Source organism: Yinghuangia aomiensis (genome assembly GCF_039542225.1).
In the GTDB taxonomy this organism is placed as follows: domain Bacteria; phylum Actinomycetota; class Actinomycetes; order Streptomycetales; family Streptomycetaceae; genus Yinghuangia; species Yinghuangia aomiensis.
Map to the genome: position 1 here is coordinate 272,439 of NZ_BAABHS010000010.1, position 22,768 is coordinate 295,206.

The window sequence follows — 22,768 nt, forward strand, 5'->3', positions numbered from 1 at the left end:
ACCGGAGGGGTGCTGCGGGGGAGCGCGGAGGGCGTCAGCGGCGGCCCGACCCCGCCGCCACCGCGTACAACAGCTCGCGCACGTCGGCACGCGTTTCCTGGTCAGCCCCCCAGATCAAGCGGAGCTGCAGCGGCGGGACCGGGAACGCGAGACGCGTCAACGTGCCCGCCTGCAACGACTGCGCCACCGCGAACTCCGGAAGCAGCGCGATCCCCAACCCCTGCTCCGCCCACGCCCGCATGACCGGGACACCCTCCGCCCGGACCCGACGCAGCGCACCACCGAGAACCCGGTCGGCGGCCAGAAGGAACGAACAGTTCGGCACATTCGTCAACAGACGCTCGTCGCGCAGATCCTCAAGCGTCACCTCGTCCGCGTCCCGCAGCGGGTGATCGGCAGCCGCGACCAGCACCAGCGGCATCGGTTCGACATCGGCAAACGCCAACGCCGACAACGGAGCGAACCCCAGGTCCCCCAACTCCTCACCCGTGTCCAGAACGAGCGCCGCGTCGAGCACCCCCGCCGCCACATCCTCCATCAACGCGTCACGGCTCCGGGACGGCCGGACCTCCACCGCAACCCGCGGATCCCGCGCCGCGATCCGCGACAACACCCCCGGCGCATGCGACGCGGCGATCGTCTCCAACGCCCCCAACCGCAGCGCCCGACCCGCGCCGGCCACCTCCCGCCGTGCCTGATCCGCCTGTTCCAGCAGCCGACGGGCCCACCCCCGCAGGACCTCCCCGGCCGGCGTCACCCGCATGCCGCGCGCCGTCCGCTCGAACACCGGCACCCCCAGCGACCGTTCCAGCGCCCGAATGTGCTCGGACACCGTCGACGGAGCAAGGTCCAAAACCGCCGCGGCCTCGGTCACCGTACGGTGACGCACCACGGCCTCGAACGTCCTGAGCTGACGCAGTTCCATGCCCCTGCCCAACCCGCCCCGGGCGTTCGGAAATTCCGAACGGAGCATGCGGCTTCCCCGGTGGAGCCCCCGCAGCCCCGCCGGAAGAGTGCCGGACATGACCGACGCCCCACCCCGCACCGAGCCCCGCGGCCGGCCCGCAGCCACCGCACCGACCACCGGCAAACTCCCGAGACCCGTCATCCTGCTCGGCATCTCCCTCGGCTACTTCATGGTCCTCCTCGACCTCACCGTGCTGTCCGTAGCCGAACCCGACCTCGCCGCCTCTCTCCACGCCTCGACCACCGGCCTGCAATGGGCCACCACCGCCTACACCGTCTTCTTCGCCGCCCTCCTCCTCTCCGCAGGCGCCGTAGCCGACCGCTACGGCGCACACCGCGTGTTCCGCACCGGCACCGCCGCCTTCGGGGTCGTCTCCCTCGCCTGCGCCGCCGCGCCCGGCCTCGGCACCCTCATCGCCGCCCGCGCACTCCTCGGCGTGGCCGCGGCAGCCGTCGTCCCCGCCTCGATGGCCCTGGTCGCCCGCCTCTACCCCGACCCCGCCGAGCGGACCCGCGCGGTCGCCGCCTGGGCCGCCATCAGCGGCGCGGCCGTCGCCACCGGCCCCATCGCGGGCGGACTCCTCGTGGAACTCGCCGGATGGCGCGCCATCTTCGTCGTCAACGCGCCGCTCGCCCTCGCCGTCCTGCTGCTGGTGACCGGCCGCACCGTCGCCTGCCCGCGCGGCGACCGGCGCATCGACTGGCGCGCCCAAGGCGCCGCATGCCTGGCCCTCGCGCTGCCGACCGACGCGGTCATCGCCGCCGGATCGTCCTCCTGGGCGCATGCCGTACTCTCCGGTGCGCTGACCCTGCCCGCGGTCGCCCTGTTCGCATGGCTGGAACGCCGCAGCGACGCGCCCGTGCTCGGCGGCGGTCTGCTGCGCAGCCGCGGCGTGCGCGCCGGTCTCGCGGTCGGCGCGGCGGTGAACTTCACCCTGGCCGGCGACCTGTTCGTGCTCCCGCTGCTCCTGCGGCACACCCACGCGCTCGGGCCGATCGCCACCGGGCTCGCGTTCCTGCCGCTGACCATCCCGTTCGTCGCGAACCCGCCGCTGACCGGCCGCATCGTCGCCCGGCGCGGCCCCCGCACGCCGATCCTCACCGGGACGGCGCTGCTCACCGCGGGCGGGGCGGCCCTCGCGGTCGCCGCCGGGCAGGACGCGCCGTACCCCGTGCTGGCGGGAGGATTGCTGCTCACCGGCTTCGGCATCTCGTTCGCGCTGCCCGCGCTGGTGGCCGCGATCGCCGCCGCCGCACCGCCCGGTACCGCGGGGTCCGCGGGCGGCATCCTCAACGCCGTGCGGCAGACCGGCGCCACCCTCGGCGTCGCCGCGATGGGGGCGCTCGCCGGAGCCGACCCGACACCCGGCGGCGCGGCCGCGGCACTCGCGCTGTCCGCGGTCGCCTGTGCAGCGGCCGGGGTGCTGTTCGCCCGACGGCACGACGGCCAAGCCGCCTGACCCCCACCGTCGGCCGGCCTCCGGCCGGGCCGCGCCGGCCGCCGCGCCGTGCGACCCCGTACCGCCGACGTGGTGGCACGAGGTCGCGGAAGCGGGGTCGCGGCGGCGATGCCGGTGAGGTGGCCGGCGGGCCGGGTCAGGCGAAGCGGGCCTGGAGTGCGGCCAGTCCGGTCCCGTACGTGCCGTCGCCGAACACGGCCTCGACCTGCGGCACCGCCGCGTCCTCGGCGCGGTAGTCCGCGCGCCAGACGACCTGCGATACGCCGTCGGCATGCGGGCGGACGGCCAGTGTGGCCACGTAGTCGCTGATCGGCAGCATCGGGTCGAGCACGGTGTACGTGTACGACCGGGCCGCGTCGTCGCGGCTGAGCAGCCGTTCCCGTGCCACGACCTTGCCGTCGACGCGGAAGAGCCGGACCGCGCCGTCGTCGTCCTTCTCCGACGGCGGAACGTGCGGATGCCAGGCGGCCAGGCCGTGGAAGTCGCCGATCAGCGCCCACACGGTGTCCGGGTCGGCGTCGACGACCGCGGTGCGTACGAGTTCGCGGGCGGCGGTCACCACACACCGTCCCCGCGCAGCACCGCGTCGGCGCCGCCGTCGATGAACACGACCTGGCCTGTGACGTGCGTGTTCTCCGGCGACGTCAGCCAGTCCAGCAGCGGCGCGATCTGCTCCGGCCGCGCGTGCCCGTGCAGCGGCATCGGGACGCTCCGGTCCACCAGCTCCCGCATCTCCGGATCGGCCAGCAGCGGCTCCGTCATCGGGGTCAGGATCGTTCCCGGGCCGATCGCGTTCAGCGGGATCCCCGCCCCGGCCCAGGCGTCGGTGACCGCGGTACGCCGGATCCAGCGTGCGACCGCCTGCTTCGACGACCCGTAGATCACCCCGCCCTCGCCGCGGTCCGCGGCGGCCTGCGCGGCGTCGACCGCGGCGGCTTCGTCGCCGGCCAGGACCGCGTCCACGATCGCCTGGTCGGCCGGGTGCACCGACGCCACCGAGGCGATGACCACCGCACGCGGGTCGGTCCCGGCCGCCAGCAGCGGGCGCAGTCCCTCCAGCGTCGCGAACGCGCCGAAGCAGTTCACCCGCACGGTCAGCGGATCGAACCGCGACACGCCCGCGCAGGCCACCACCGCGTCCAGACTGCCTCCGGTCAACTCCGTCGCGCGCGCGACGAGTTCGGCGCGTCCTTCGGGAGTGGCCAGGTCAGCGGCGATGTCCGTGCCCTGGAGATCCGCTCCGATCACCCGATGGCCTTCGGCGCGGAGCCGGTCGGCGGTCGCTTTGCCGATCCCGGATGCTGCGCCGGTGACGAGATACGTGCGTGGCACGTGGTCCTCCTTGCGTCGTACACAACCCCCTCCTGGCAATTTATGCCCAAGTGGCAGAGAGTGCCAACCAGGCACGCCGGGACGGTCTAGTCCTCCGTGGCGGCGGCGAGGATCGCGAGTGCCGCGGCGGTGACGACCTGCGCGGTCTCTGCCGCGGAGCGTTCCGCGGCGCCGTCGGCGCGGTGCCCGGCCAGCGCGTCGTACGTCTCGAATCCGGTCAGCTGCCATACCGCGTCGATCGCGCCCTCGTCCGCGGCCGTGTCGAACGTCGCCAGGACGGTGGCCAGCACCGTGCGGCGCATGGCGTCGCGCTCGCGCAGTTGGCGGCCCAGGTCGGCGTCGAGCGCGCCCATGCCCCGCAGCCGGCGCAGCACGACGCGGTCGGACTCCCAGAACCGGCAGAACGCCTCGGCGACGTGGGCGAGTGCGGTCGGCAGGTCGGGCGCCCGGAACGCGTCCGCGAGGTGCATGCCGGAGTGCGCGGCCAGCGCGTCGAACAGACCTTCGAGGAGGCCGGATTTCGAGCCGAAGGTGTTGTAGACGGTCTGGCGCGACACGTCGGCGGCCTTGGCGACCGCGTCGACCGAGACCGCGGTCGGCGTGGGCCCGGCCAGCAGGCCCCGGGCCGCGTCGAGTATCCGGGTGCGGGTCTCCTCGGCGGCGGCCTGTCTCTTGCCGGAGTCGTACTTGCGGGGGCTCATCGGGTGGGGGCTCCTTGACCGGGGCGGAAATTTGTATTTACAGTCTGTCCAATCAATCATAGGGGATGGGGCGCTGCCGGACACGGCCGACGTGCGCGGCGTTTCCGGCAGCCCCGCACGCGTTCGTGTTTCCGCGAAGGAGAACGACCATGACCGTCCACGAAACCCCCGCTCCGCGCCCGCTCGACGGGCGGGTCGCCCTCGTCACCGGCGCCGCCCGCGGCATCGGCGCGGCCTCCGCCCGGGCGCTGCACCGGGCCGGGGCGGCGGTGGTGCTGGCCGCCCGCAGCGCGGACGCGCTGGAGGCGCTGGCCGACGAGATCACCGAGGACGGCGGGCGCGCGCTCGCCGTCCCGACCGACGTGACGGACCCGCTCGCCGTCGAGCGCCTCGTCGCGCGCACCTGCGACACGTACGGGCGCCTCGACGCCGCGGTCAACAACGCCGCGGGCGGCGGCCACCCGCCGACGCCGCTCGCCGAGGTCGACGTCGCCGACTTCGACAGCGCTTTCGCGGTGAACCTGCGCGGCGTGTTCCTCGCGATGAAGTACGAGATCCCCGCGATGCTCGCGTCCGGCGGGGGAGCGATCGTCAACATGTCCTCGACCGCCGGACTCCAGGCGGTCGGCGGCCTGGCCGGGTATGTGTCGACGAAGTTCGGCCTGGTCGGCCTGACCCGGGTCGCGGCGCTCGACTACGCCGACGCGGGCATCCGCGTGAACGCCCTGGCCCCGGGGCCGATCCACACCGGGCAACTCGAACGCGCCGGGGAGCAGGCGCGCTCGATGGCGGCCGCTGCCATGCCGATGCGCCGGATCGGTCGGCCCGAGGAAGTCGCCGCGGCGGTGGTGTGGCTGTGCTCCGACGAGTCGTCGTTCGTCACCGGCGCGACGCTGCCGATCGACGGCGGAAAGCTGTCGGGGACGCCGCCGTTCCGGCGGCCGGGGGCATGAGGGGGTGAAGGCGCGGTGGTCGGGCGACGCAATAATGGAGCCCGATCACCGAAGCCCTGCCGCCGCCGGGCCGTCACCCGGGGGAGGAGCCATGCCGGAGCCGTCCACGCCCGCCGAACGGGCGCCGTTGCCGCGGATGCGGCTGGACGAGTTGCTGGGCGAACTCCAGGCGCACATCGAGGTGGTGCGCGGAACTCGGGACCGGGTGCACACGCTTCTGGAAGCGGTGCTGTCGGTCGGCAGTGATCTGGATCTGGAGACGGTGCTGCGGCGGATCATCGAGTCGGCGACGACGCTGGTCGATGCGCAGTACGGTGCGCTGGGTGTGATCGGCGACGAGGACACCCTGGCCCGGTTCCTGCCGGTGGGCATGGATCCGCGGACGATCCACGAGATCGGCCCGTTCCCGGCCGGCCGGGGCATTCTGGGGCTGGTGATCCGGGACCCGCATCCGCTGCGGCTGCACGAGATCGCGGACCATCCGGACTCGTACGGGTTCCCGGCGAACCATCCGCCGATGCACAGCTTCCTGGGCGTGCCGATCCGGATCCGGGACGAGGTGTTCGGGAACCTGTACCTGACCGAGAAGCGCGGCGGTGCGGACTTCGACGAGGACGACGAAGCGGTCGTGCGCACTCTTGCCGCCGCGGCGGGCGTGGCGATCGACAACGCGCGGCTGTACGACCACGCGCGGCGGCGCGAGCAGTGGCTGTCCGCGGCGTCCGAGCTGACCCGGAGCCTGCTGTCCGGGGACGCGCCGGCCGACGTGCTGCGGTCGTTCGCCGCGACCGTGCGCGAAATGGCGGGTGCCGACCTGGTCACGGTCGCGGTCCCGGTCCCGGGCACGGGCGACCTGGTGGTTGACGCCGCCGACGGCGACGGCGCCGACCGCGTGCGCGGACTCGTGCTGCCCGGCGGCGAGTCCCCGGCCGGCCGGGTCTACGCCACGGGGGAGCGCGTCGTCGCCGACCACGGCGGCCACGAAGCGCTCGGCGACCCGGACGCGGGGCCGACGATCATGCTGCCGCTCGGCACCCCCGACCACGTCCTCGGCGTCCTGCACCTCACCGCGCAGGCCGGGCGGCCGCCGTTCTCCGAGGCCGCGGTCGCGATGGTCGCCGGGTTCGCCGGACACGCCGGCCTGGCCCTGGAGATCGCCGAACGCCGCCGCGACGCCGACCTGCTGACGACGTTCGAGGAACGCGACCGGATCGCCCGCGACCTGCACGACGTCGCCATCCAACGCCTGTTCGCCTCCGGCATGACCCTGCAAGGCGTCACCCGCATCGTCGGCGACGACGCCGCGAAGCTCATCATGAAGACCGTCGACGATCTCGACGAGACCATCCGGCTCATCCGCTCGACGATCTTCTCCCTGCGGGCCCGCGAACGCGGCGACCGCAACGCCGCCGGGCTCCGGGTACGGGTCCTCCAGATCGCCGACCACGCCTCCGACACGCTCGGTTTCTCGCCGACGCTTCGCCTCGACGGCCTCCTCGACACCGCCGTGCCGGAACACGTCGCCGACCACGTCCTCGCCGTCACCCGCGAAGCGCTCTCCAACGTCGCCCGGCACGCCCGGGCCACCGCCGTCGAGGTCTCCGTCGCCGCGACCGCCGCCGACGTCGTGGTGACGGTCGCCGACAACGGCATCGGCATGCCCGCCGACCGCACCCGCAGCAGCGGCATCGACAACCTCGCCGCCCGCGCCGCCGAACTCGGCGGCACGTTCGCGGCACAGCCCCGCCCGGACGGCGCAGGCACCGTGCTGACCTGGCGGGCCCCGTACCGCCACGGCCCGGCCGGCTGACCGCCTACCGCGGCGCCTGCGGCGGCCCCGGATGCCCGCGCGACGCCGAGGGCGACCCGCGGAACCGCCGCCCCGACCCGACCTCCGGTTCGTCCCCGGGCTCGTGCTCGGCCCGCCACTCCACGGTGGCGCGGTTCTCCCGGCCCCGTGAGCCCTCCGGTGCCCGGACCCGGCTCATGCGCAGCAGATGCCGTGCCGCGCGCGTCGGGCCCGCCGCGGCCTTGGCCGCCGCCAGGCGCGGTTCGGCGCGCTTGTCGACGTCCAGTTCGTCGAGGATCTGGTCCACGCTCGCCAGCAGCGAACCGTGCAGCTCCCAGGTGTCCGGCTCGTACTCGCTTTCCGAGCGCAGCAGTTGCGCGATCGCGTCGCGGGCGTCGCGGGACCGGATCAGGGCGTCCGCGAGGTGCGCTTCCGCTTCCTCCGCCTGGGCGCTGATCTCCGCGGTCACCATCTGCCCGAACGCGTCGACGGCATCCGCCATGTGCCCGAGGAGGTTGTCGAGGGCGGCGGCCACGTCCGCCGGATAGACGTTCTCGTAGCGGTCGGACTCCTCGGTCAACGCGAGCAGCCCGCGGCACACCGACCGCATCGTCACCGTGCAGTGCTCCAGCGAGTCCAGCCCGCTGCGCAGCACGATTCCCGCGTTCAGCGCGTGGCGCGCCGCGCGCGGATTGAGCCGCAGGCTCTCCTCGGCCTGCGACAGTGCCGCGTCCGCCTGCACGATTTCGCCGTCGAGGGCCCGCGCCTCCTGCATCCACGCGTCGGCGTGCTTGCGCGACGCCCCGGTGCGCAGGTCGCCGCCGATCCGTGTGAGCAGGCGGCGGAAACGCGCGCACAGGTCGTGGATCGCGTCGCCGGCGGGCTGGATGTACGTCGGCGGCGCGTACACGAGGTTGAACAGCATCCCCACGACCACGCCGATCAGGGTCTCCCCGACCCGCCCGGCCGCGGTCGTGTGCGCGGCGTGCAGGTTGCCGACGCCCAGCACGAGCATCGCGCTGATCGCGACCTCTTCGACGAACGGGTCGACCTTCAGCAGATGCCCCGCCACGAGCGACGCCAGGATGAGCACGCCCAGGCTCCACCACGTCAGGTCGACCAGCTCGGCGAAGCCCACGGCGATGAGCACGCCGAGGAGCACGCTGAACATCCGCCGGATGCCGATGGTCAGCGTCGAATACGTCGTGACCTGCACGACCAGTAGTGCGGTCAGCGGGGCCAGCAGCGGCGCCGAGTTGCCGGACAGCCACTGCGCGACCACGAACGCCAGCACCGCGGCGACGGTGCTGCGCAGCGTCCGCACCACCACCGGCTCGTTGCGCCGCTTCACCAGGCCGAGGACGGGTTCGGGAGCAATCGGCATACGGGCCCTCATCCCCAAGGAACCCGGAAGCGACACGCGGCATCCGGAAAAGCGGGCAAACGAGGCAAACCCGTCGGCGGGCGGTCAGCCCACGTGCACGTGCGGCCGCCGCGACTGGTCCGGTTCCGCTTCGCGCAGGACCTCGCGGGTCACCGGCGCGACTTCGCCGTGGCCGAACAGGAAGAAGCGCAGGAAGTTCGCCAGCGGATTGCCTTCGGTCCACTCGAAGTAGATGTGCGGCCGCTGTCCGGTGCTGTCGCGGACGTACAGCAGGAACGCCGCGAGGGCGTTCGGCACCGACGTGCTCTGCAAGGTCAGCACCCGGTACTTGCCGTGCATCACCTTGCCGGCGACCTTCAGCCCGGACTCGAACTCCGACGGGTCGAGCACCGTCACCTCGAGGAACACCACGTCCTCGTGCTCCGGGATGTGGTTCTCCGCGCGCATGCGGTCTTCCTTGTCGCGGTATTCGGCGTCGTCGCGGGTGTCCGGCTGGTTCGCCACGAAGCGGATCGTGCGGTGCCCGCAGTCGCGGACGAACCGTTCGGCCAGCCGGTCCAGTTCCAGATCGGTCACGCGCAGCTCGAACGCCCGCACCAGGCGGGACAGCAGCGACAGCGCCATGATCCCGGCGATGAAGCACGCGCCGATCTTCACGCCGTCCGGCCGCTCCGCGATGTTGACCGCGGTCGTGTAGACGAAGACCACGGCGATGATGCCGAACGCGATCGTCCAGCCGCGCTGCCGCGCCCGGCGGGCGGCGATGGTCACCGCGATGGCCGCCGACGTGATCAGCACGAGCACGCCGGTCGCGTACGCGCCGCCCTGCTTGTCGACGTTCGCGTCGAAGATCCAGGTGACCAGGAAAGCCACGAGAGTGAACACGATGACCATCGGCCGGACCGCGCGCGCCCACGCCGGCGCCATGCCGTACCGCGGCAGGTAGCGCGGCATCAGGTTCAGCAGGCCCGCCATCGCGGACGCGCCCGCGAACCACAGGATGAGGATCGTCGAGATGTCGTAGACGGTGCCGAAGGCCGACCCGAGGTTCTCGTGGGCGAGGAACGCCAAGGCGCGCCCGTTCGCCGGGCCGCCCGGCTTGAAGTCGTCCTTGGGGATCAGCAGCGTGGTGATGAAGCTGGACGTGATGAGGAAGACGCTCATGATGAGCGCCGCCGTGGTCAGCAGCTTCTTCGTCTCGCGGATCCGCCCGGCCGGCTTGGCCCGCGTATCGCCCTTGTCGCCCCGCACGTGCGGCATGACCGCGACACCCGTCTCGAACCCGGACAGGCCCAGGGCGAGCTTCGGGAACACGACCAGCGAGACGCCGATCATCACCCAGATGCTGCCGCGCTCGGCGACCAGTGCATGCCGCCAGTCGGTGACGACCTCCGGGTGGGTGAACACCTGCCACAGGCCGTTGCCCACGACCACCGCGTTCAACGCCAGGTAGACGCCCACCAGCACCACGGCCAGCCCGATCGCCTCGCCGAAGCCCTTGAGGAACACCGCGCCCAGCATGGCGATCAGCAGCATGGTGATGATCAGCTCGTGGCCGCTCAGCGTGCCGGTGAGGTGCGGGTTCTCCACTATGTGGGCGGTCGCGTCGGCCGCGGACAGCGTGATGGTGATGAGGAAGTCGGTGGCGGCGAAACCGAGCAGCGTCAGGACGAACAGCTTGCCCTTCCAGAACGACAGCAGCCGCTCCAGCATCGCGATCGAGCCCTCGCCGTGCGGGCTCTCCTCCGCCACCCGGCGGTACACCGGCAGCGCACCGAACAGGGTCAGCGCCACCAGCACGATCGTCGCCGGCGGCGCCAGCAGCCCGGCCGCCAGAGCGGCGATGCCCGGCTGGTAGCCGAGCGTGGAGAAGTAGTCGAGGCCGGTCAGGCACATCACCCGCCACCACGGCCGGCCCTCGTGCGGGGCCGGACCCGGCGACTGCTCCTCGCCGTCGCGCCCGGAGATCTCGGACTGGCCTTCGAGCAGCCAGCGGCGCAACCTTCCGGATCGGGCGGGACCGGCCATGGACGACCTCTCCTGTCGACGACGCGCCCCCGTCGGCCGCCGGGACGGCACGGGAGCCCTAGGCCGTGTCCGGGGAACCGGAAACGACCTAGCGGCGAAGGTACCCGGCACCGGCCGGCCAAACGCGGACCATCACCGGCAAATCCCCTGCCGTTGCGGGGGAGCCACCCCCGCGGCGTACTGCTCCGCACCCCCGCACTTCGCCGATCGGTCCCGCCCGGATCGACATCCCGTCAGGATCCGCCCGCCCGCGGTCAAGATCCCGGCAGACCCCGGGTTCCGCGCGACCCGGGGCATTCCGCCGTCCTGGCGTCGCAACGAGGCGGCAACACCGCGCCCGGCCCGCACCTCCCCGGTCGGGCCTCGCACCCCTCAGCCGGTCAACGACGCGCGCAGGCGGGCGCCTTCCTCCTCCAAGTGGCGCAGCAGCTCGCGGACCGCGGGCGTGTGCGTGCGGTCCGCGAGGAGCGTGGTGCCGACCCGGCGGCGCACGTCCTCCAGCGGCACCGGCAACGGCACCAGCCGGTCGTCGCCGGTCACCACCAGCTCCGGCAGCGCGGCGATCATGTCGGTGGCGAGGAGCAGCGCACGTACCGTCAGAATCGACGTGCACTCCACCCGGTCGGCAGGCAGCGGCAGCCCGTGCCGGTCGAACACGGCCGCCAGCTCGCCGCGCAGCGTGGTCTGCTCGAGCGGGAGGATCCACGGATAGCCGACCGTGTCGGCGAGCGCCAGGTCGTGGCCGGCGTCGGCCAGGGGGTGGCCGCGGCGGGCGATCAGCCGGATCGGCTCGTGGTAGAGCGTGTGCGACCGGACCCGGCCCGCCTCCGGCGACGGACCGATCCGGCCCACCACGACATCCACCTCGCCCGCCAGCAGCTGCGGGTAGAGCACGTCGAACGTCGCCTCGCGCACCACCACGGTGATCCGCGGCCGCTCCCGCTTCAGCGCCGCGACCGCCCGCGGCAGCAGCACACTCGTCCCGGCGAGCAGCGTGCCGACGGTGACCGTGCCCGCCTGCCCCTCGCGCAGCTCCGCCAAGTGCTCGCCCGCGCGCCGCACTTCGGCCAGCACCACCCGCGCGTGCTCGACCAGCGCGGTGCCGTACCGGGTCGGCGTCATGCCGCGCGGACCCCGGTCGAACAGCCGCGCGTCGACCAGGTCCTCCAGCTCGCGCAGGCTCCGCGTGGCGGCGGGCTGGGTCAGATGCAAAGCCTCCGCGGCACGCACGATGCTGCCGTGCTCCGCGATCGCGGTCAGCAGCGTGAGATGCCGGAACTTCAGCCGGCCGTCCACCAGATCACGGGAAGTCACGCACACCACCCACGAGTTGGCAGCGGAACAACAGCCCACCGCGGGCATCGGGATATACCGGTCACGGCATGGATGCTAACCGGATCGGCATTGGTTCGGTATGGCACCGCGACGCGATGATGCCGTGTGCCGGGACCGTCCGGCGGGGTGCCCGCCGACACTCCGCCGGACCCCGGCGCCCGGTCCGCGTCCCGAGCGGCCCGATCCGGCAGCCAGGGAGGACCCGTGGACCCGCACACCGCAGCACCGTCCGACCCCGCCGCCTGGGCGCGGCGCGCCGCCGACCTCGACGCCGCCGACCCGCTCGCCGGACTCCGGTCGCGTTTCCTCCTCCCCGACGGCGTCGTCTACCTCGACGGCAACTCCCTCGGCGCCCTGCCCGCCGCGGTACCGGCCGCCCTCGAGGACGCCGTGCACCGCCAATGGGGCACCGACCTCATCCGCTCCTGGAACGCCAACGCCTGGTGGGACGCACCCCTCCGGATCGGCGACACCCTCGGCCGGCTCGTCGGCGCGGACCCCGGCCAGGTCGTGTGCGGCGACTCCACCAGCGTCCAGATCTTCAACATCCTCACCGCCGCCGCCCGGCTGCGCCCCGGACGCGACCTGCTGCTCACCGACCCCGACCACTTCCCGACCGACCAGTACCTCGCCGCGTCGGTCGCCCGGCTCCTCGGGCTGACCGTGCGCGGTGTCCCGATCGCCGACCTGCCCGCGGCACTCGCGGCCGACGGCGACCGGGTCGCGGTGGCCGCCTACGCGCCGGTCGACTACCGCACCGGCGAACTGTCCGACATGGCCGCGCTCACCGCCGCCGTGCACGCCGCCGGTGCCGTGGTGTGCTGGGACCTGTGCCACGCCGCAGGTGCGATCCCCGTCGAACTCGACGCCATCGGGGCCGATTTCGCGGTCGGCTGCGGCTACAAGTACCTGTCCGGCGGGCCCGGCGCGCCCGCCTTCGCCTACGTCGCTGCCCGGCACCACGACGCGTTCGACCACGCGGTCACCGGATGGCACGGCCACGCCGACCCGTTCGCGATGCACGGGACGTACACCCCCGCATCCGGCATCGCCCGGGCCCGCATCGGCACACCGCCGATGCTGTCCATGCTGGCGCTCGAAGCGGCACTCACCGCGTTCGACGGCGTCGACATGGCCGACGTGCGCGCCAAGTCCCTGTCCCTGACCGGGTTCTTCCTGGACTGCGCCGACGCCCTGCTGGCCGGGACGGGCTTCACCGCGGCGACCCCGCGCGAGCCCGCCCGGCGCGGCAGCCAGGCGGCGCTGCGGCACGCGGACGCCTATCCGCTCGTCCAGGCGCTCGCCGACCGCGGCATCATCGGCGATATGCGCGAGCCCGACATCCTGCGCTTCGGCTTCAACGCGCTGTACGTGACGCACGCGGACGCGTTCGCCGCCGTCGCCGCGCTGCGCGAGATCACCGCGGACGGCTCGTACACCGATGCCCGGTACGCGGTCCGCGCGGCCGTCACCTGAGCCCGCGCCCGCGCCCGCGCCCGCGCCTGAGCCCGAGTCCGAGCCTGAGCAGCACACCGCACCGCCCGTTCCGCGCTCCCCGTTCACCCATCCGTCCCCTGTCGGAAGGACCGTCCGCATGCGCGTCCCCCGCTTCCTCCCCGGTCTGCCGCGCTCCGGCAGATCCGGGGCGTTCGCCGCCGCGGCCGTCGCCGCCGCGACGACCGCCGCCCTGCTCGCCCCGAGCGGCGCGGCCCCCCGGCCGGCCGCTGCCGCCCCGGCGGGCAGTGCCACCGACCCGAACATTCCGCTGGTGTGCGAGAACCGGCGCCCCGAACCGGTCGACCCGGGCTCGTACGGCATGCAGCTCGACGGGTCGTTCCTGCACCCGGCGGCCACGCCGGTGGACGAGGAGAACCCGCACCCGTTCCCCGGCCGCCGCGACGACTACGACAGCCGCTCGTACAGCAAGAACGTCAAGGTCGAAGCGGCCTACGAAGGTGCCGACTTCACCCCGGACTTCTTCCACACGTGGCAGAACATCGTCGACTTCGGCGGCCGCCGCTACATGTTCCAGTACGACCGCTCCGAAGGCCGCGTCTACGACATCACCGACGTCAAGAACGTCAAGGTCGTCGAACGCATGAGCCGCGACGACGTGGGCGGCGACGAGTCCAAGGCCAACGGCTCGTGGGCGGCCTACGACTACTGGGGCGCCACCACCATCCAGTGGAACGCCCGCCTCAACGCCTACGTCATGGTCATGTCCTTCGAGGACAAGCGCCAGATCTCCGAACTCGGCTCCGAACCGGGCACCGACAAGTTCGACAACCCCGCGGGCGTCGCCGCGGTCCGGGCGAAGCAGGGACTCAAGGGCTTCAAGGTCTTCCGGCTCGACGGGCCGACCAAGAAGGACTGGAAGCTGCTGGCCGCCGTCAGCACCGACTCCACCCAGGCCGACCCGCTGAACAGCGACCTGAGCAAGCCCCAGCAGGGCTCCGGCTCGCTCGACGTGCCGTTCTGGGACGGCGGGAAGTACCTGTTCATCGGCGTCGCCCCCAACGACTCGTACTCCAACACCGAGTACCCGACCAACCTGCACTCGGCCGGCTACCAGTCCTGGGACATGTCCGACCCCGCCCACCCGCGCCTCCTCGACACCTGGCACCTCGAAGGCCAGGTCAAGGGCGAGGAAGCCGCATACGCGAAGAACCCGCGCTGCGGCAACCGCACCAGCTGGATGGGCGCCCGCATGGCGCTGTTCATCCCCAAGCCCGTCGAACAGGGCGGCCGCTACGCGTTCGCCGCGCAAGGCGGCTTCGGCCTCACCGTCCTGGACATCTCCGACCCCGCGCACATGAAGCAGGTCTCCCACCTCGACCTGCCGCCGTCGGTGTCCGGCACCGAAGGCGACAACATCGACGTGTCGCAGTTCGACAAGACCGGCATGGTGTACGTCTCCGGCTACCCCCTCACCGAGGACTGCTACGAGCCGTACAAGCCGATCTACCAGATCGACGCCCGCGACCCGGCCAAGCCGCGCATCGTCGGCCAACTCCCGCGGCCGACCCCGCCCAAGACGTCCGGCATGACCGACTACTGCCAGCGCCGCGGCAGCTTCGGCCCCAAGCGCACCGGCTACTACACCAACCCGGGTACCCACGACGCGGGCACGCTCGTCTACGGCTTCTACAACGCGGGCGCGCAGTTCTTCGACGTCAAGAACCCCGCCGAGCCGGAGATCGAGGCCTACTTCGTGCCCAAGGCCTACGGCACCGAGACCAAGGACTGGCCGACCGCCGACGGCTCGTTCCCGGACTGGGCGATGGGCAACCAGACGCACGGCGTCTACGTCGAATGGGACCGCAACATCGCGTGGGTGCTCACCAACCACGGCATCTACGCGATCTCGTCCCGCGACGTCCTCGGCAAACCCAACCTGGGGAAGCCCAACCGGCCTTTCCGCAGCAGCCAGTTCACCTGACCGCCGAGCCCGAACCACCGAGCCGAGCCGTGCCGTGCCGGCCGCCGTCCCCACAGGGGGCGGCGACCGGCACGCGCACGACGCGGGTCAGTCGAAGCGGATGTGCGTCAGCCCCGTCCACGCCCACTGCGCCCGCCGCCGCACCGGACCGCCGACCGCCGGGCCCAGCGGAAGACCCGCCGACGCGGCGATGCGTTCCGCCACCCGCGGCACCGGGATCCGGTCGGTCCACAGATGCTCGGCGAATTCCGGCGCGACCAACCGCTCCAGGCAGCGGTCGAGCTTGCGTACCGCGAACGACTCCCGGCGCAGCGCCGGCCCGGTGCCGCGCAGCCACCGCACCGCCTGCCCGACGCCGCGCTCGCTCAGCCGCCGCAGCACCGTCTCCCGCTCCGCGAGCAGCGTGAAGTGCCGTACGTCGTGGCCGCGTTCCCGCAACCGTCCGACGGTCTCCGCGAAGTAGTCCGGCTCGACCACCGTCATCGGCGCGATCACCGGCCCCGGATGCCCGGCGACCACCCGGTCGAGGACCTCGAACACGCCCTGCCGCCACGCCGGGAAGTCCTGGAAATCGCCGCGCAACTCCCGCGGCACCATGCGGTTGAGCCCGAACCCGACCGTCTCGGGGTCGCACACGATGCTGCCCGGCAGGCGCCGTTTGATCTCGAACGCGGTCTGCGTCTTGCCGCCCCCGAAGGGGCCGTTGATCCACACCAGCATGCCGACGAGCCTAGGTGTCCCGACGCCGATCCTCAGGGACCTCGCCGGGCGCGCCCGGGGGCGGCCGCGAGGGATACCCGGCGGGATGGTGGACTTCGTCCATGACGATCGAGCTTCGGGGGAGCGCCCTTCCCGCCGTCCACCGCCTGCCCGCCGACGCGTCCGGCGGCGCCGCGCCCGGCGCGCGGGTCACCGCCGTGCTGGCGCACGGCACCGGGTTCCACGGCCGGGTCTGGGGCCCGGTCGCCCGGCGCCTGCCCGGCGTGGACTGCCACGCCCCGGACCTGCGCGGGCACGGCGAGAGCCGGGTGCCCGACGGCTACGACTTCCCGTGGTCGGCCTTCGGCGCCGACCTGCTCGCCACCGCCGACGGCGTCGACCCCGCCGAACGCGGCCCCGTCGTCGGCATCGGCCACTCGTGCGGCGCCGCCTCGCTGGTCCTCGCGGAGGCCGCCCGCCCCGGCACGTTCGCGGCGCTGTGGCTCTACGAACCGGCCGCCTTCCCGCCGCCCCCGCCCGGCGTGGTGCCGACCAACCCACTCGCCGCACTGGCGCGCCGCCGCCGCGCGACGTTCGCCGACCGCGCCGAAGCGGCGCGCAACTACGCGTCGAAGCCGCCGATGAACGCCTTCGACCCCGAGGCACTCGCCGCGTTCGTCGACCACGGGTTCGACGACGTGGACGACCACGTGCGGCTCAAGTGCCTGCCGGCGAACGAAGCCCAGGTGTACGAGTCGGCGCTGGTCGCCGAGGTGTTCGCGGCGATGGCGCGGGTCCGCTGCCCCGTCGTGGTCGTCGAGGGCAACGAATCCAAGTCCGGCCGCTTCGCCGCCCTCGCCGCGCAGTTCCCCTACGGGCGTCTCGAAACCCATCCCGACCTCACCCACAACGGCCCGCTCACGCACCCGGACCGGATCGCCGCCTCGATCCTCGACTGGCTCGCGCCGCTCCGGTAGGCAGCCGCCGGGAAACCGGCAGGAATCCGCGGGCGGTCCGCACGCGGCCGGCCGCGGCGGCCGATTTCCCCGGCCGCCCGGCCCGCCGCACGAGAAAATGCACCATTTGCCACATATCTTTGGCGAATGTCGGAATCCATGGCAGGCCGCGGCGAACCCGACGAGCCCAAAGGCCCCGACGGTGCGGGACGGGAAAGCGACACCACGTCCGGCGACTACACGGGTGCGGTCTACGGCTCCCTGCTCGCCGCCTCCGTCGTCGCCACCGCCGGATCGCTCGGCCCGGAGTTCTCCCGGGTCCGCCTCGCGCTGCTGCTGATCGTCACCGGCCTCGTCTTCTGGGCCGCGCACGTCTACGCGCGCCTGGCCGGCGAACGGCTCGCCCACGGGCGCGCCACCTGGCGCACCGTCGGCCGGGTCGCCCGCGCCGAATGGGGCCTGGTCGAAGCCGCGCTGCTGCCGGCCGCGGCCGTGCTCATCAGCCCGCTGTTCGGCCTGGGGCCGGCGGGTGGCGCGTGGCTGGCGCTGGGCATTGCGGTCGGCCAGCAGACCGCCTGGGCGGTCTGGGGCGCACTCCGCGCCGGCGCGTCGTGGCAGCTCGCCTCGGTGGAAGGTGTCGTCAACCTGGTGCTGGGCCTCGTGATCGTCGCGGCGAAGGCGGCCGTGGGCCACTGAATCGGAGGCCTCACGCAGCGGATCCGAGCGCCGCGGCGCGCAGAAACGTCACGGCAATGCGGAGGCCCGGGCCGGCGGGTGGCCCAGGCCACAGCGCCGATTCCGCCGGGCCCGTGGACTGGTGAATGCGTGTTCACCTAGGGTGGGTGAACACGCATTCACCTCCCGTCCGCGGCTCTCGCGGGCGACGCGCACCTCCGCTTCACCCGCGCACCTCTCGCACCGCCTCGTACGGAGCCGCCGTGGACGACCAGACCCTGCACGCGCCCGCCGCCCCCGGCGCACCCGCCCCACCCGCCGCCGCGGCCCGCACCGCGGCGGCCGACCCGGGCGGCCTGCGGCAGCGGCTGATCGTGCCGGTGCTCGCGTTCGGCGGCATCCTCATGGCGCTCGCGCAGACCCTCGTGGTGCCGCTGCTGCCCGACCTGCCGCGGCTCACCCACTCGTCCGCGACCGACGTGAGCTGGATGGTCACCGCGACCCTGGTGGCCGGCGCCGTCTGCACGCCCGTGCTCGGCCGCGCCGGCGACATGTACGGCAAACGCCCCATGCTGCTCGGCGCCCTGGTGGTGATGACCCTCGGCTCGGCCCTGTGCGCGAGCACGTCCGACATCCGCATCCTCATCGCCGCCCGCGCCCTCCAAGGCGCCGCTTCGGCGGTCATCCCGCTGTCCATCAGCATCCTGCGCGAACACCTGCCGCCGGACCGCATCGCGTCCGGCGCCGCGATCATGAGTTCGACGGTCGGCGTCGGCGCCGCGTTCGGCCTGCCCCTGGCCGGGCTCGTCGTGCAGCACGCCGACTGGCACGTGCTGTTCTGGGTCACCACCGCACTCGGCGCACTCGGCACCGCCGCCGCCTGGTGGGTCGTGCCCGGGTCGTCCGTCCGCTCGCCCGGCCGCTTCGACGTCGTCGGCGCCATCGGCCTGTCCGTCGGACTCGTCTGCGGCCTGCTCGCCGTGTCCAAGGGCGGCGACTGGGGCTGGACGAGCACCCGCACCCTCGGCCTCCTCGCCGCCGCAGCCGTCATCCTCGTCGTGTGGGGCTACCAGCAGACCCGCACCCGCGACCCCCTCGTCGACGTGCGCCTCGCCCGCACGCCGCGCGTCCTCATCCCGCACATCGCCGCCCTGCTCACCGGATTCGGCTTCTACGCCAACTCGCTGTCCACCGCGCAGCTCGTCCAGGCCCCGAAGGAGACCGGCTACGGCCTCGGCCTGTCCATCGTCGCGGGCGGCCTGTGCCTGCTGCCCGGCGGCGTGTGCATGGTGCTGCTGTCGCCGGTGTCCGCCCGAATATCCGCCCGGCGCGGCCCCAAGCTCGCCCTCGCCCTCGGCACCGGCTGCATGGCCGTCGGCTACCTCGTCCGCATGACCACCAGCCACGACCTGTGGACGATCATCGTCGGCGCGACCGTCGTCTCCTCCGGCACCGCCCTCGCCTACTCCGCGCTCCCGACCCTCATCATGCAGGCCGTCCCCGCCGAGCAGACGGCCGCCGCCAACGGCCTCAACGTGCTCATGCGCACCGTCGGCCAGGCGCTCTGCAGCACCGTGGTGGCGGTCCTCCTCACCCAGTTCACGATGAACATCGGCGGCCACGCACTGCCGACGCTGCACGCGTACATCCTCGTCTTCGGGGTTGCCGGGCTCCTCGCCACCGCGGCCTGCGCCACCGCGTGCATGATCCCCACCGCCAAGCAGCACCAGCCGGCCAAGGCGGTCGACGCCGCGCGCGCCTGACCGGCAAACCCCGTCCGCGCCGCGGCGCGGACGGGGGAGTACCGGACTGCCCGGCCGCACCCGGAAGAATGGGAACGTGACCAGCACCGACGCCGAATCCCGCCCGCGCCGCGACGCGGAAGCGACCCGGGCCGCGATCCTGCTCGCCGCACGCCGCGCGTTCGCCCGTCGCCCCTACACCGAGATCACCGTCAAGGCGATCGCCGAAGCCGCCGGCGTCAGCTCGCCGCTGGTCATCAAGTACTTCGGCAGCAAAGAACAGCTCTTCGCCCGCATCGCCTCGTTCGAAGACGGCATCGACGACTTCCTGGACGCGCCCCCCGACCGGCTCGGCCGGCACATGACCCTCTTCATCCTCGACGGTCACGCACACCGGCACAGCGACCCGATTCTGCGCATCGCGTTCTCCCTCGTGCAGGGCGAACAGGCCGACAAGCTGCGGGCGAACTTCAAATCCCGGGTCGTCCGCCGGCTCGCCGACCGCCTCACCGGCCCCGACGCCCTGCTGCGCGCCGAACTGGCCATCGCCCACCTGGTCGGGCTCGGCGTGGTCCTCGGCGTCGTGCAGGCCGAAGCCGCCCGCGCGGAAGACGTGGCCCGGGTCGCGGACTGGTACGCGCCGGGCGTGCAGGCCCTCCTGACCGGCGACGCACCCCCGCGCCAAGCCCGGGCCTGACCCCGGCGAGCGCGGGGAGCGCGGACTGTTTCTACGGCCTTCCGGGTGATTCCAAGGATCACCCGGTTGATTCACTCGGCGTGACGGGCACGCGTTCCTCTGGTTCCCGCCCCGCCCGAGAGGAAGCCGACCATGCCTGCAAAGGCCCGGCCCCGGCGCTCGTCCACCACCCCCATCCCCACCCGCTCCGGCACCGTGCTCCTCGCCTTTGCCCTCGCCCTCGCCCTCGCGGTGCCGCTCGGCGCGGCGTTCGCCCGGCCCGCGCACGACGGCGGCCGCATCGCCGCCGCCGGATACGTCGCCGGCACAACTCCGCACCGCGATGTCGTCCCCCCGGGCGGCGCCGAAACCGACGCGCCCGGACCGAGCACCGACCCGACGCCCACGCCCGCGCCGACAAGCCCCGACCACCCGGCGGCCGTGCGCGTCCCGACGAGCGGCAGCGGACCCGCCGCGCAGCTGGTGGGACTGGCGGCGGTGCTCCTCATCGTCGGCGGCCTGCTGGTGCAGCTGACCCGCAAGCGTCCCCGACCGCCCAGCCCGGAGTCGTAGGGCGGGGACGGGGACGGGCGGGTGCGCTCAGCTCGCGGCGCGCGCCTCGGCGAGCGCACGCATCAAGTGCGCGCACTCGTGCCGGCACTGCTCCAATTCCTGGGCGCAGTGCGTGTCCGCTTCCGCGCGGGCCTCCTGGCACACCTGTTCGACGAACGCGCGTGCGGAGCGCTCGTCGATGCCCGCCAGCTCGACCAGCCGGGCCGTCTGCGTCGCAATCAGTGATTCGCTCATGTTTCCAGGACACACCCGCACGACGCGGTTCACACGTCGGGAGCGCGCGCCGCGGCCATCCCGCGCCCCGCCTCCGGCCGGTCGGACGGCTTCTCGGCCGGATGAGTGCCGTGGTGCTGCGCCGAACGGGGCGTTCTCGTGCCCGCCCGGCCCAGCCTCCGCCGTCCGGCGCCCCGGCAGCGGCGAAACTCCACCGGTACGGCGGGCGCGCCGTGGCACAGGCGGCAAGGAGACTCCCCGCGCATGGAGGCGGCCATGAATGTGGCGCTGGCCCACGAAACACTGTCCCGCTGGCAGTTCGGCGTCACGACCGTCTACCACTTCCTGTTCGTGCCGCTCACCATCAGCCTGTCCGCGATCACCGCGGGCCTGCAGACCGCGTGGGTGCGTACCGGGAAGGACAAGTACTTCCACGGCACGAAATTCTGGGGAAAGCTCTTCCTCATCAACATCGCCATGGGCGTGGTCACCGGCATCGTCCAGGAATTCCAGTTCGGCATGAACTGGTCGGACTACTCGCGGTTCGTGGGCGACGTCTTCGGGGCACCGCTCGCCATGGAAGCGCTCCTCGCGTTCTTCCTCGAATCGACGTTCATCGGCCTGTGGATCTTCGGCTGGGACCGGCTGCCGAAGAAGCTGCACTGCGCGTGCATCTGGCTCGTCGCCATCGGCACCGCGCTGTCGGCGTACTTCATCCTCGCGGCCAACTCGTGGATGCAGCACCCCGTCGGCTACACCGTCGACCCGGCCACCGGGCGGGCCCGGCTCACCGACATCTGGCGGGTGCTCAGCCAGAACACCACCACGACGCAGGTCTTCCACACGCTCAGTGCCGCCTACCTGACCGGCGCGGCGTTCGTCGTCGGCATCGCGTCGATCCACCTGTGGCGGGCCAAGCGGGCCCAGAGCCGGGGGGTCGCGCCCGACGAGCGGCAACGCCGTACCACCGCGGTGATGCGCACGTCGCTGCGGCTGGCATTGTTCGTCGCCGCGGCCGGCGGGCTGCTCGTCGCGATCAGCGGCGACACGCTCGGCAAGGTCATGTTCGAGCAGCAGCCGATGAAGATGGCCGCCGCGGAAGCCCTCTGGGACACCCAGGAACCGGCACCGTTCTCGGTGTTCGCGGTCGGCAACGTCAACCAGGGCCGCAACGACGTCGAGCTGGAGATCCCCGGCCTGCTGTCGTTCCTCGCCGAGGGCAACTTTCACGATGCGGTGCCCGGCATCAACGACGTCGCCGCGCAGGAAGCCGAAACGTACGGCGGCGATCCGAAGCACTACATCCCGAACATCTTCGTCGCCTACTGGGGCTTCCGCCTCATGATCGGCTTCGGGATGACCTCGTTCGTCGCCGCGCTCATCGGCCTGTGGACTACCCGGCGGAAATGGTGGGTCGCCGAGGACAAGCGCACCGCCGAGGACGAAGTCCCGCGCCTCATGCTCACCAGGAACCGCGAATTCAGCCCGTGGTTCACCAAATGGTCGTGGCGGCTCGGCATCTGGACGCTGGGATTCCCGCTGATCGCGAATTCGTTCGGCTGGATCTTCACCGAAATGGGACGTCAGCCCTGGGTCGTCTTCGGTGTCCTGCAGACCGCCGACGGGGTGTCGCCGGACGTTTCGCAAGGCGAAGTCATCACGTCGCTCAGCCTGTTCACCGCGCTCTACGGAATCCTCGCGATCGTCGAGGTGAGACTCCTCGCCAAATACGCGAGCGCGGGGCCTCCCGTCGACGAGGAACCGCCGCGCAAAGACCCGACGCTGCGGCCCGGAGACGACGAAGACGCGGACCAGCCGATGGCGTTCGCCTACTGACGACGGGAAAG

At 72.8% G+C, this 22,768-nt stretch carries 20 protein-coding genes; 11 read left to right on the top strand and 9 right to left on the bottom strand.

The features are described from left to right. Positions 1-34 precede the first annotated feature (34 nt). A complete protein-coding gene (locus ABEA93_RS16455; protein WP_345676292.1) occupies positions 35-925 on the bottom strand; it encodes a LysR family transcriptional regulator in 891 nt (296 codons plus the stop codon). A 97-nt stretch (positions 926-1,022) separates the two neighbouring features. Here ABEA93_RS16455 and ABEA93_RS16460 point away from each other — a divergent pair, with 97 nt between their 5' ends. Beyond that, the gene (locus tag ABEA93_RS16460) at positions 1,023-2,426 is read left to right on the top strand and encodes an MFS transporter (protein ID WP_345676293.1); all 1,404 of its coding nucleotides are present in this window, start codon (positions 1,023-1,025) and stop codon (positions 2,424-2,426) included. Positions 2,427-2,562: 136 nt separating this feature from the next. Here the strand turns inward: ABEA93_RS16460 and ABEA93_RS16465 are convergent, their stop codons facing one another. From ABEA93_RS16465 to ABEA93_RS16475, 3 genes are all read right to left on the bottom strand, one after another. Then, a complete protein-coding gene (locus ABEA93_RS16465) occupies positions 2,563-2,988 on the bottom strand; it encodes an SRPBCC family protein (RefSeq protein ID WP_345676294.1) in 426 nt (141 codons plus the stop codon). Beyond that, positions 2,982-3,758, bottom strand: a complete 777-nt coding sequence (locus ABEA93_RS16470; RefSeq protein WP_345676295.1) for an SDR family oxidoreductase — start codon at positions 3,756-3,758, stop codon at positions 2,982-2,984. Before ABEA93_RS16470 ends, ABEA93_RS16465 begins: the two co-directional genes overlap by 7 nt. A gap of 86 nt (positions 3,759-3,844) precedes the next feature. After that, entirely contained in the window at positions 3,845-4,459 is a 615-nt protein-coding gene (locus ABEA93_RS16475) for a TetR/AcrR family transcriptional regulator (protein WP_345676296.1), read from the bottom strand. A 149-nt stretch (positions 4,460-4,608) separates the two neighbouring features. On the opposite strand from ABEA93_RS16475, the gene ABEA93_RS16480 reads away from it, so the two are divergent. Continuing rightward, positions 4,609-5,412, top strand: coding sequence for an SDR family NAD(P)-dependent oxidoreductase (locus tag ABEA93_RS16480; protein ID WP_345676297.1), 804 nt, complete (start codon positions 4,609-4,611; stop codon positions 5,410-5,412). 91 nt (positions 5,413-5,503) lie between these two features. Further along, positions 5,504-7,222 (top strand): sensor histidine kinase, encoded by a 1,719-nt coding sequence (locus tag ABEA93_RS16485; protein WP_345676298.1) that lies wholly within the window; start codon positions 5,504-5,506, stop codon positions 7,220-7,222. Between the two features lie 4 nt (positions 7,223-7,226). Here the strand turns inward: ABEA93_RS16485 and ABEA93_RS16490 are convergent, their stop codons facing one another. The 3 genes from ABEA93_RS16490 to ABEA93_RS16500 all read right to left on the bottom strand — a co-directional run bounded on the left by ABEA93_RS16490 (position 7,227) and on the right by ABEA93_RS16500 (position 11,927). Beyond that, a complete protein-coding gene (locus ABEA93_RS16490; protein ID WP_345676299.1) occupies positions 7,227-8,585 on the bottom strand; it encodes an FUSC family protein in 1,359 nt (452 codons plus the stop codon). Between the two features lie 84 nt (positions 8,586-8,669). Next, on the bottom strand, positions 8,670-10,613 hold the full coding sequence (locus ABEA93_RS16495; RefSeq protein ID WP_345676300.1) for an APC family permease: 1,944 nt from the start codon (positions 10,611-10,613) through the stop codon (positions 8,670-8,672). Between the two features lie 372 nt (positions 10,614-10,985). Then, entirely contained in the window at positions 10,986-11,927 is a 942-nt protein-coding gene (locus ABEA93_RS16500) for a LysR substrate-binding domain-containing protein (protein ID WP_345676301.1), read from the bottom strand. A gap of 225 nt (positions 11,928-12,152) precedes the next feature. Here ABEA93_RS16500 and kynU point away from each other — a divergent pair, with 225 nt between their 5' ends. Both kynU and ABEA93_RS16510 read left to right on the top strand, forming a co-directional pair. Next, positions 12,153-13,424 (top strand): kynureninase, encoded by a 1,272-nt coding sequence (kynU, locus tag ABEA93_RS16505; RefSeq protein ID WP_345676302.1) that lies wholly within the window; start codon positions 12,153-12,155, stop codon positions 13,422-13,424. A gap of 118 nt (positions 13,425-13,542) precedes the next feature. After that, a complete protein-coding gene (locus ABEA93_RS16510; RefSeq protein ID WP_345676303.1) occupies positions 13,543-15,387 on the top strand; it encodes an LVIVD repeat-containing protein in 1,845 nt (614 codons plus the stop codon). Between the two features lie 87 nt (positions 15,388-15,474). On the opposite strand, the gene ABEA93_RS16515 is transcribed toward ABEA93_RS16510, so the two are convergent. Continuing rightward, positions 15,475-16,107: an AAA family ATPase gene (locus tag ABEA93_RS16515; RefSeq protein WP_345676304.1), complete on the bottom strand. Its 633-nt coding sequence runs from the start codon at positions 16,105-16,107 to the stop codon at positions 15,475-15,477. 101 nt (positions 16,108-16,208) lie between these two features. On the opposite strand from ABEA93_RS16515, the gene ABEA93_RS16520 reads away from it, so the two are divergent. From ABEA93_RS16520 to ABEA93_RS16540, 5 genes are all read left to right on the top strand, one after another. After that, positions 16,209-17,063 carry an alpha/beta fold hydrolase gene (locus ABEA93_RS16520; protein ID WP_345676305.1) on the top strand — a complete coding sequence of 285 codons (855 nt, stop codon included), beginning with the start codon at positions 16,209-16,211 and terminating at the stop codon, positions 17,061-17,063. A 126-nt stretch (positions 17,064-17,189) separates the two neighbouring features. Beyond that, entirely contained in the window at positions 17,190-17,738 is a 549-nt protein-coding gene (locus tag ABEA93_RS16525) for a hypothetical protein (RefSeq protein ID WP_345676306.1), read from the top strand. Between the two features lie 242 nt (positions 17,739-17,980). After that, positions 17,981-19,480, top strand: a complete 1,500-nt coding sequence (locus tag ABEA93_RS16530; RefSeq protein ID WP_425584964.1) for an MFS transporter — start codon at positions 17,981-17,983, stop codon at positions 19,478-19,480. Positions 19,481-19,556: 76 nt separating this feature from the next. Continuing rightward, positions 19,557-20,156 (top strand): TetR/AcrR family transcriptional regulator, encoded by a 600-nt coding sequence (locus ABEA93_RS16535; protein WP_345676307.1) that lies wholly within the window; start codon positions 19,557-19,559, stop codon positions 20,154-20,156. Between the two features lie 132 nt (positions 20,157-20,288). Next, complete coding sequence (locus ABEA93_RS16540) at positions 20,289-20,708, top strand: hypothetical protein (RefSeq protein WP_345676308.1); 420 nt, start codon at positions 20,289-20,291, stop codon at positions 20,706-20,708. A gap of 27 nt (positions 20,709-20,735) precedes the next feature. Here ABEA93_RS16540 and ABEA93_RS16545 read toward each other — a convergent pair whose 3' ends face one another. Further along, a complete protein-coding gene (locus ABEA93_RS16545) occupies positions 20,736-20,942 on the bottom strand; it encodes a hypothetical protein (protein ID WP_345676309.1) in 207 nt (68 codons plus the stop codon). Positions 20,943-21,197: 255 nt separating this feature from the next. On the opposite strand from ABEA93_RS16545, the gene ABEA93_RS16550 reads away from it, so the two are divergent. After that, positions 21,198-22,757, top strand: a complete 1,560-nt coding sequence (locus tag ABEA93_RS16550; protein ID WP_345676329.1) for a cytochrome ubiquinol oxidase subunit I — start codon at positions 21,198-21,200, stop codon at positions 22,755-22,757. The last annotated feature ends 11 nt before the right edge of the window (positions 22,758-22,768 follow it).

Excerpts from the sequence above, each read along its gene's own strand:
- ABEA93_RS16455 (WP_345676292.1), bottom strand. The coding sequence starts at position 925 with ATGGAACTGCGTCAGCTCAGGACGTTCGAGGCCGTGGTGCGTCACCGT.
- ABEA93_RS16460 (WP_345676293.1), top strand. The coding sequence starts at position 1,023 with ATGACCGACGCCCCACCCCGCACCGAGCCCCGCGGCCGGCCCGCAGCC.
- ABEA93_RS16475 (WP_345676296.1), bottom strand. The coding sequence starts at position 4,459 with ATGAGCCCCCGCAAGTACGACTCCGGCAAGAGACAGGCCGCCGCCGAG.
- ABEA93_RS16480 (WP_345676297.1), top strand. The coding sequence starts at position 4,609 with ATGACCGTCCACGAAACCCCCGCTCCGCGCCCGCTCGACGGGCGGGTC.
- ABEA93_RS16485 (WP_345676298.1), top strand. The coding sequence starts at position 5,504 with ATGCCGGAGCCGTCCACGCCCGCCGAACGGGCGCCGTTGCCGCGGATG.
- ABEA93_RS16490 (WP_345676299.1), bottom strand. The coding sequence starts at position 8,585 with ATGCCGATTGCTCCCGAACCCGTCCTCGGCCTGGTGAAGCGGCGCAAC.
- ABEA93_RS16495 (WP_345676300.1), bottom strand. The coding sequence starts at position 10,613 with ATGGCCGGTCCCGCCCGATCCGGAAGGTTGCGCCGCTGGCTGCTCGAA.
- ABEA93_RS16510 (WP_345676303.1), top strand. The coding sequence starts at position 13,543 with ATGCGCGTCCCCCGCTTCCTCCCCGGTCTGCCGCGCTCCGGCAGATCC.
- ABEA93_RS16515 (WP_345676304.1), bottom strand. The coding sequence starts at position 16,107 with ATGCTGGTGTGGATCAACGGCCCCTTCGGGGGCGGCAAGACGCAGACC.
- ABEA93_RS16520 (WP_345676305.1), top strand. The coding sequence starts at position 16,209 with ATGACGATCGAGCTTCGGGGGAGCGCCCTTCCCGCCGTCCACCGCCTG.
- ABEA93_RS16525 (WP_345676306.1), top strand. The coding sequence starts at position 17,190 with ATGTCGGAATCCATGGCAGGCCGCGGCGAACCCGACGAGCCCAAAGGC.
- ABEA93_RS16540 (WP_345676308.1), top strand. The coding sequence starts at position 20,289 with ATGCCTGCAAAGGCCCGGCCCCGGCGCTCGTCCACCACCCCCATCCCC.
- ABEA93_RS16545 (WP_345676309.1), bottom strand. The coding sequence starts at position 20,942 with ATGAGCGAATCACTGATTGCGACGCAGACGGCCCGGCTGGTCGAGCTG.
- ABEA93_RS16550 (WP_345676329.1), top strand. The coding sequence starts at position 21,198 with ATGAATGTGGCGCTGGCCCACGAAACACTGTCCCGCTGGCAGTTCGGC.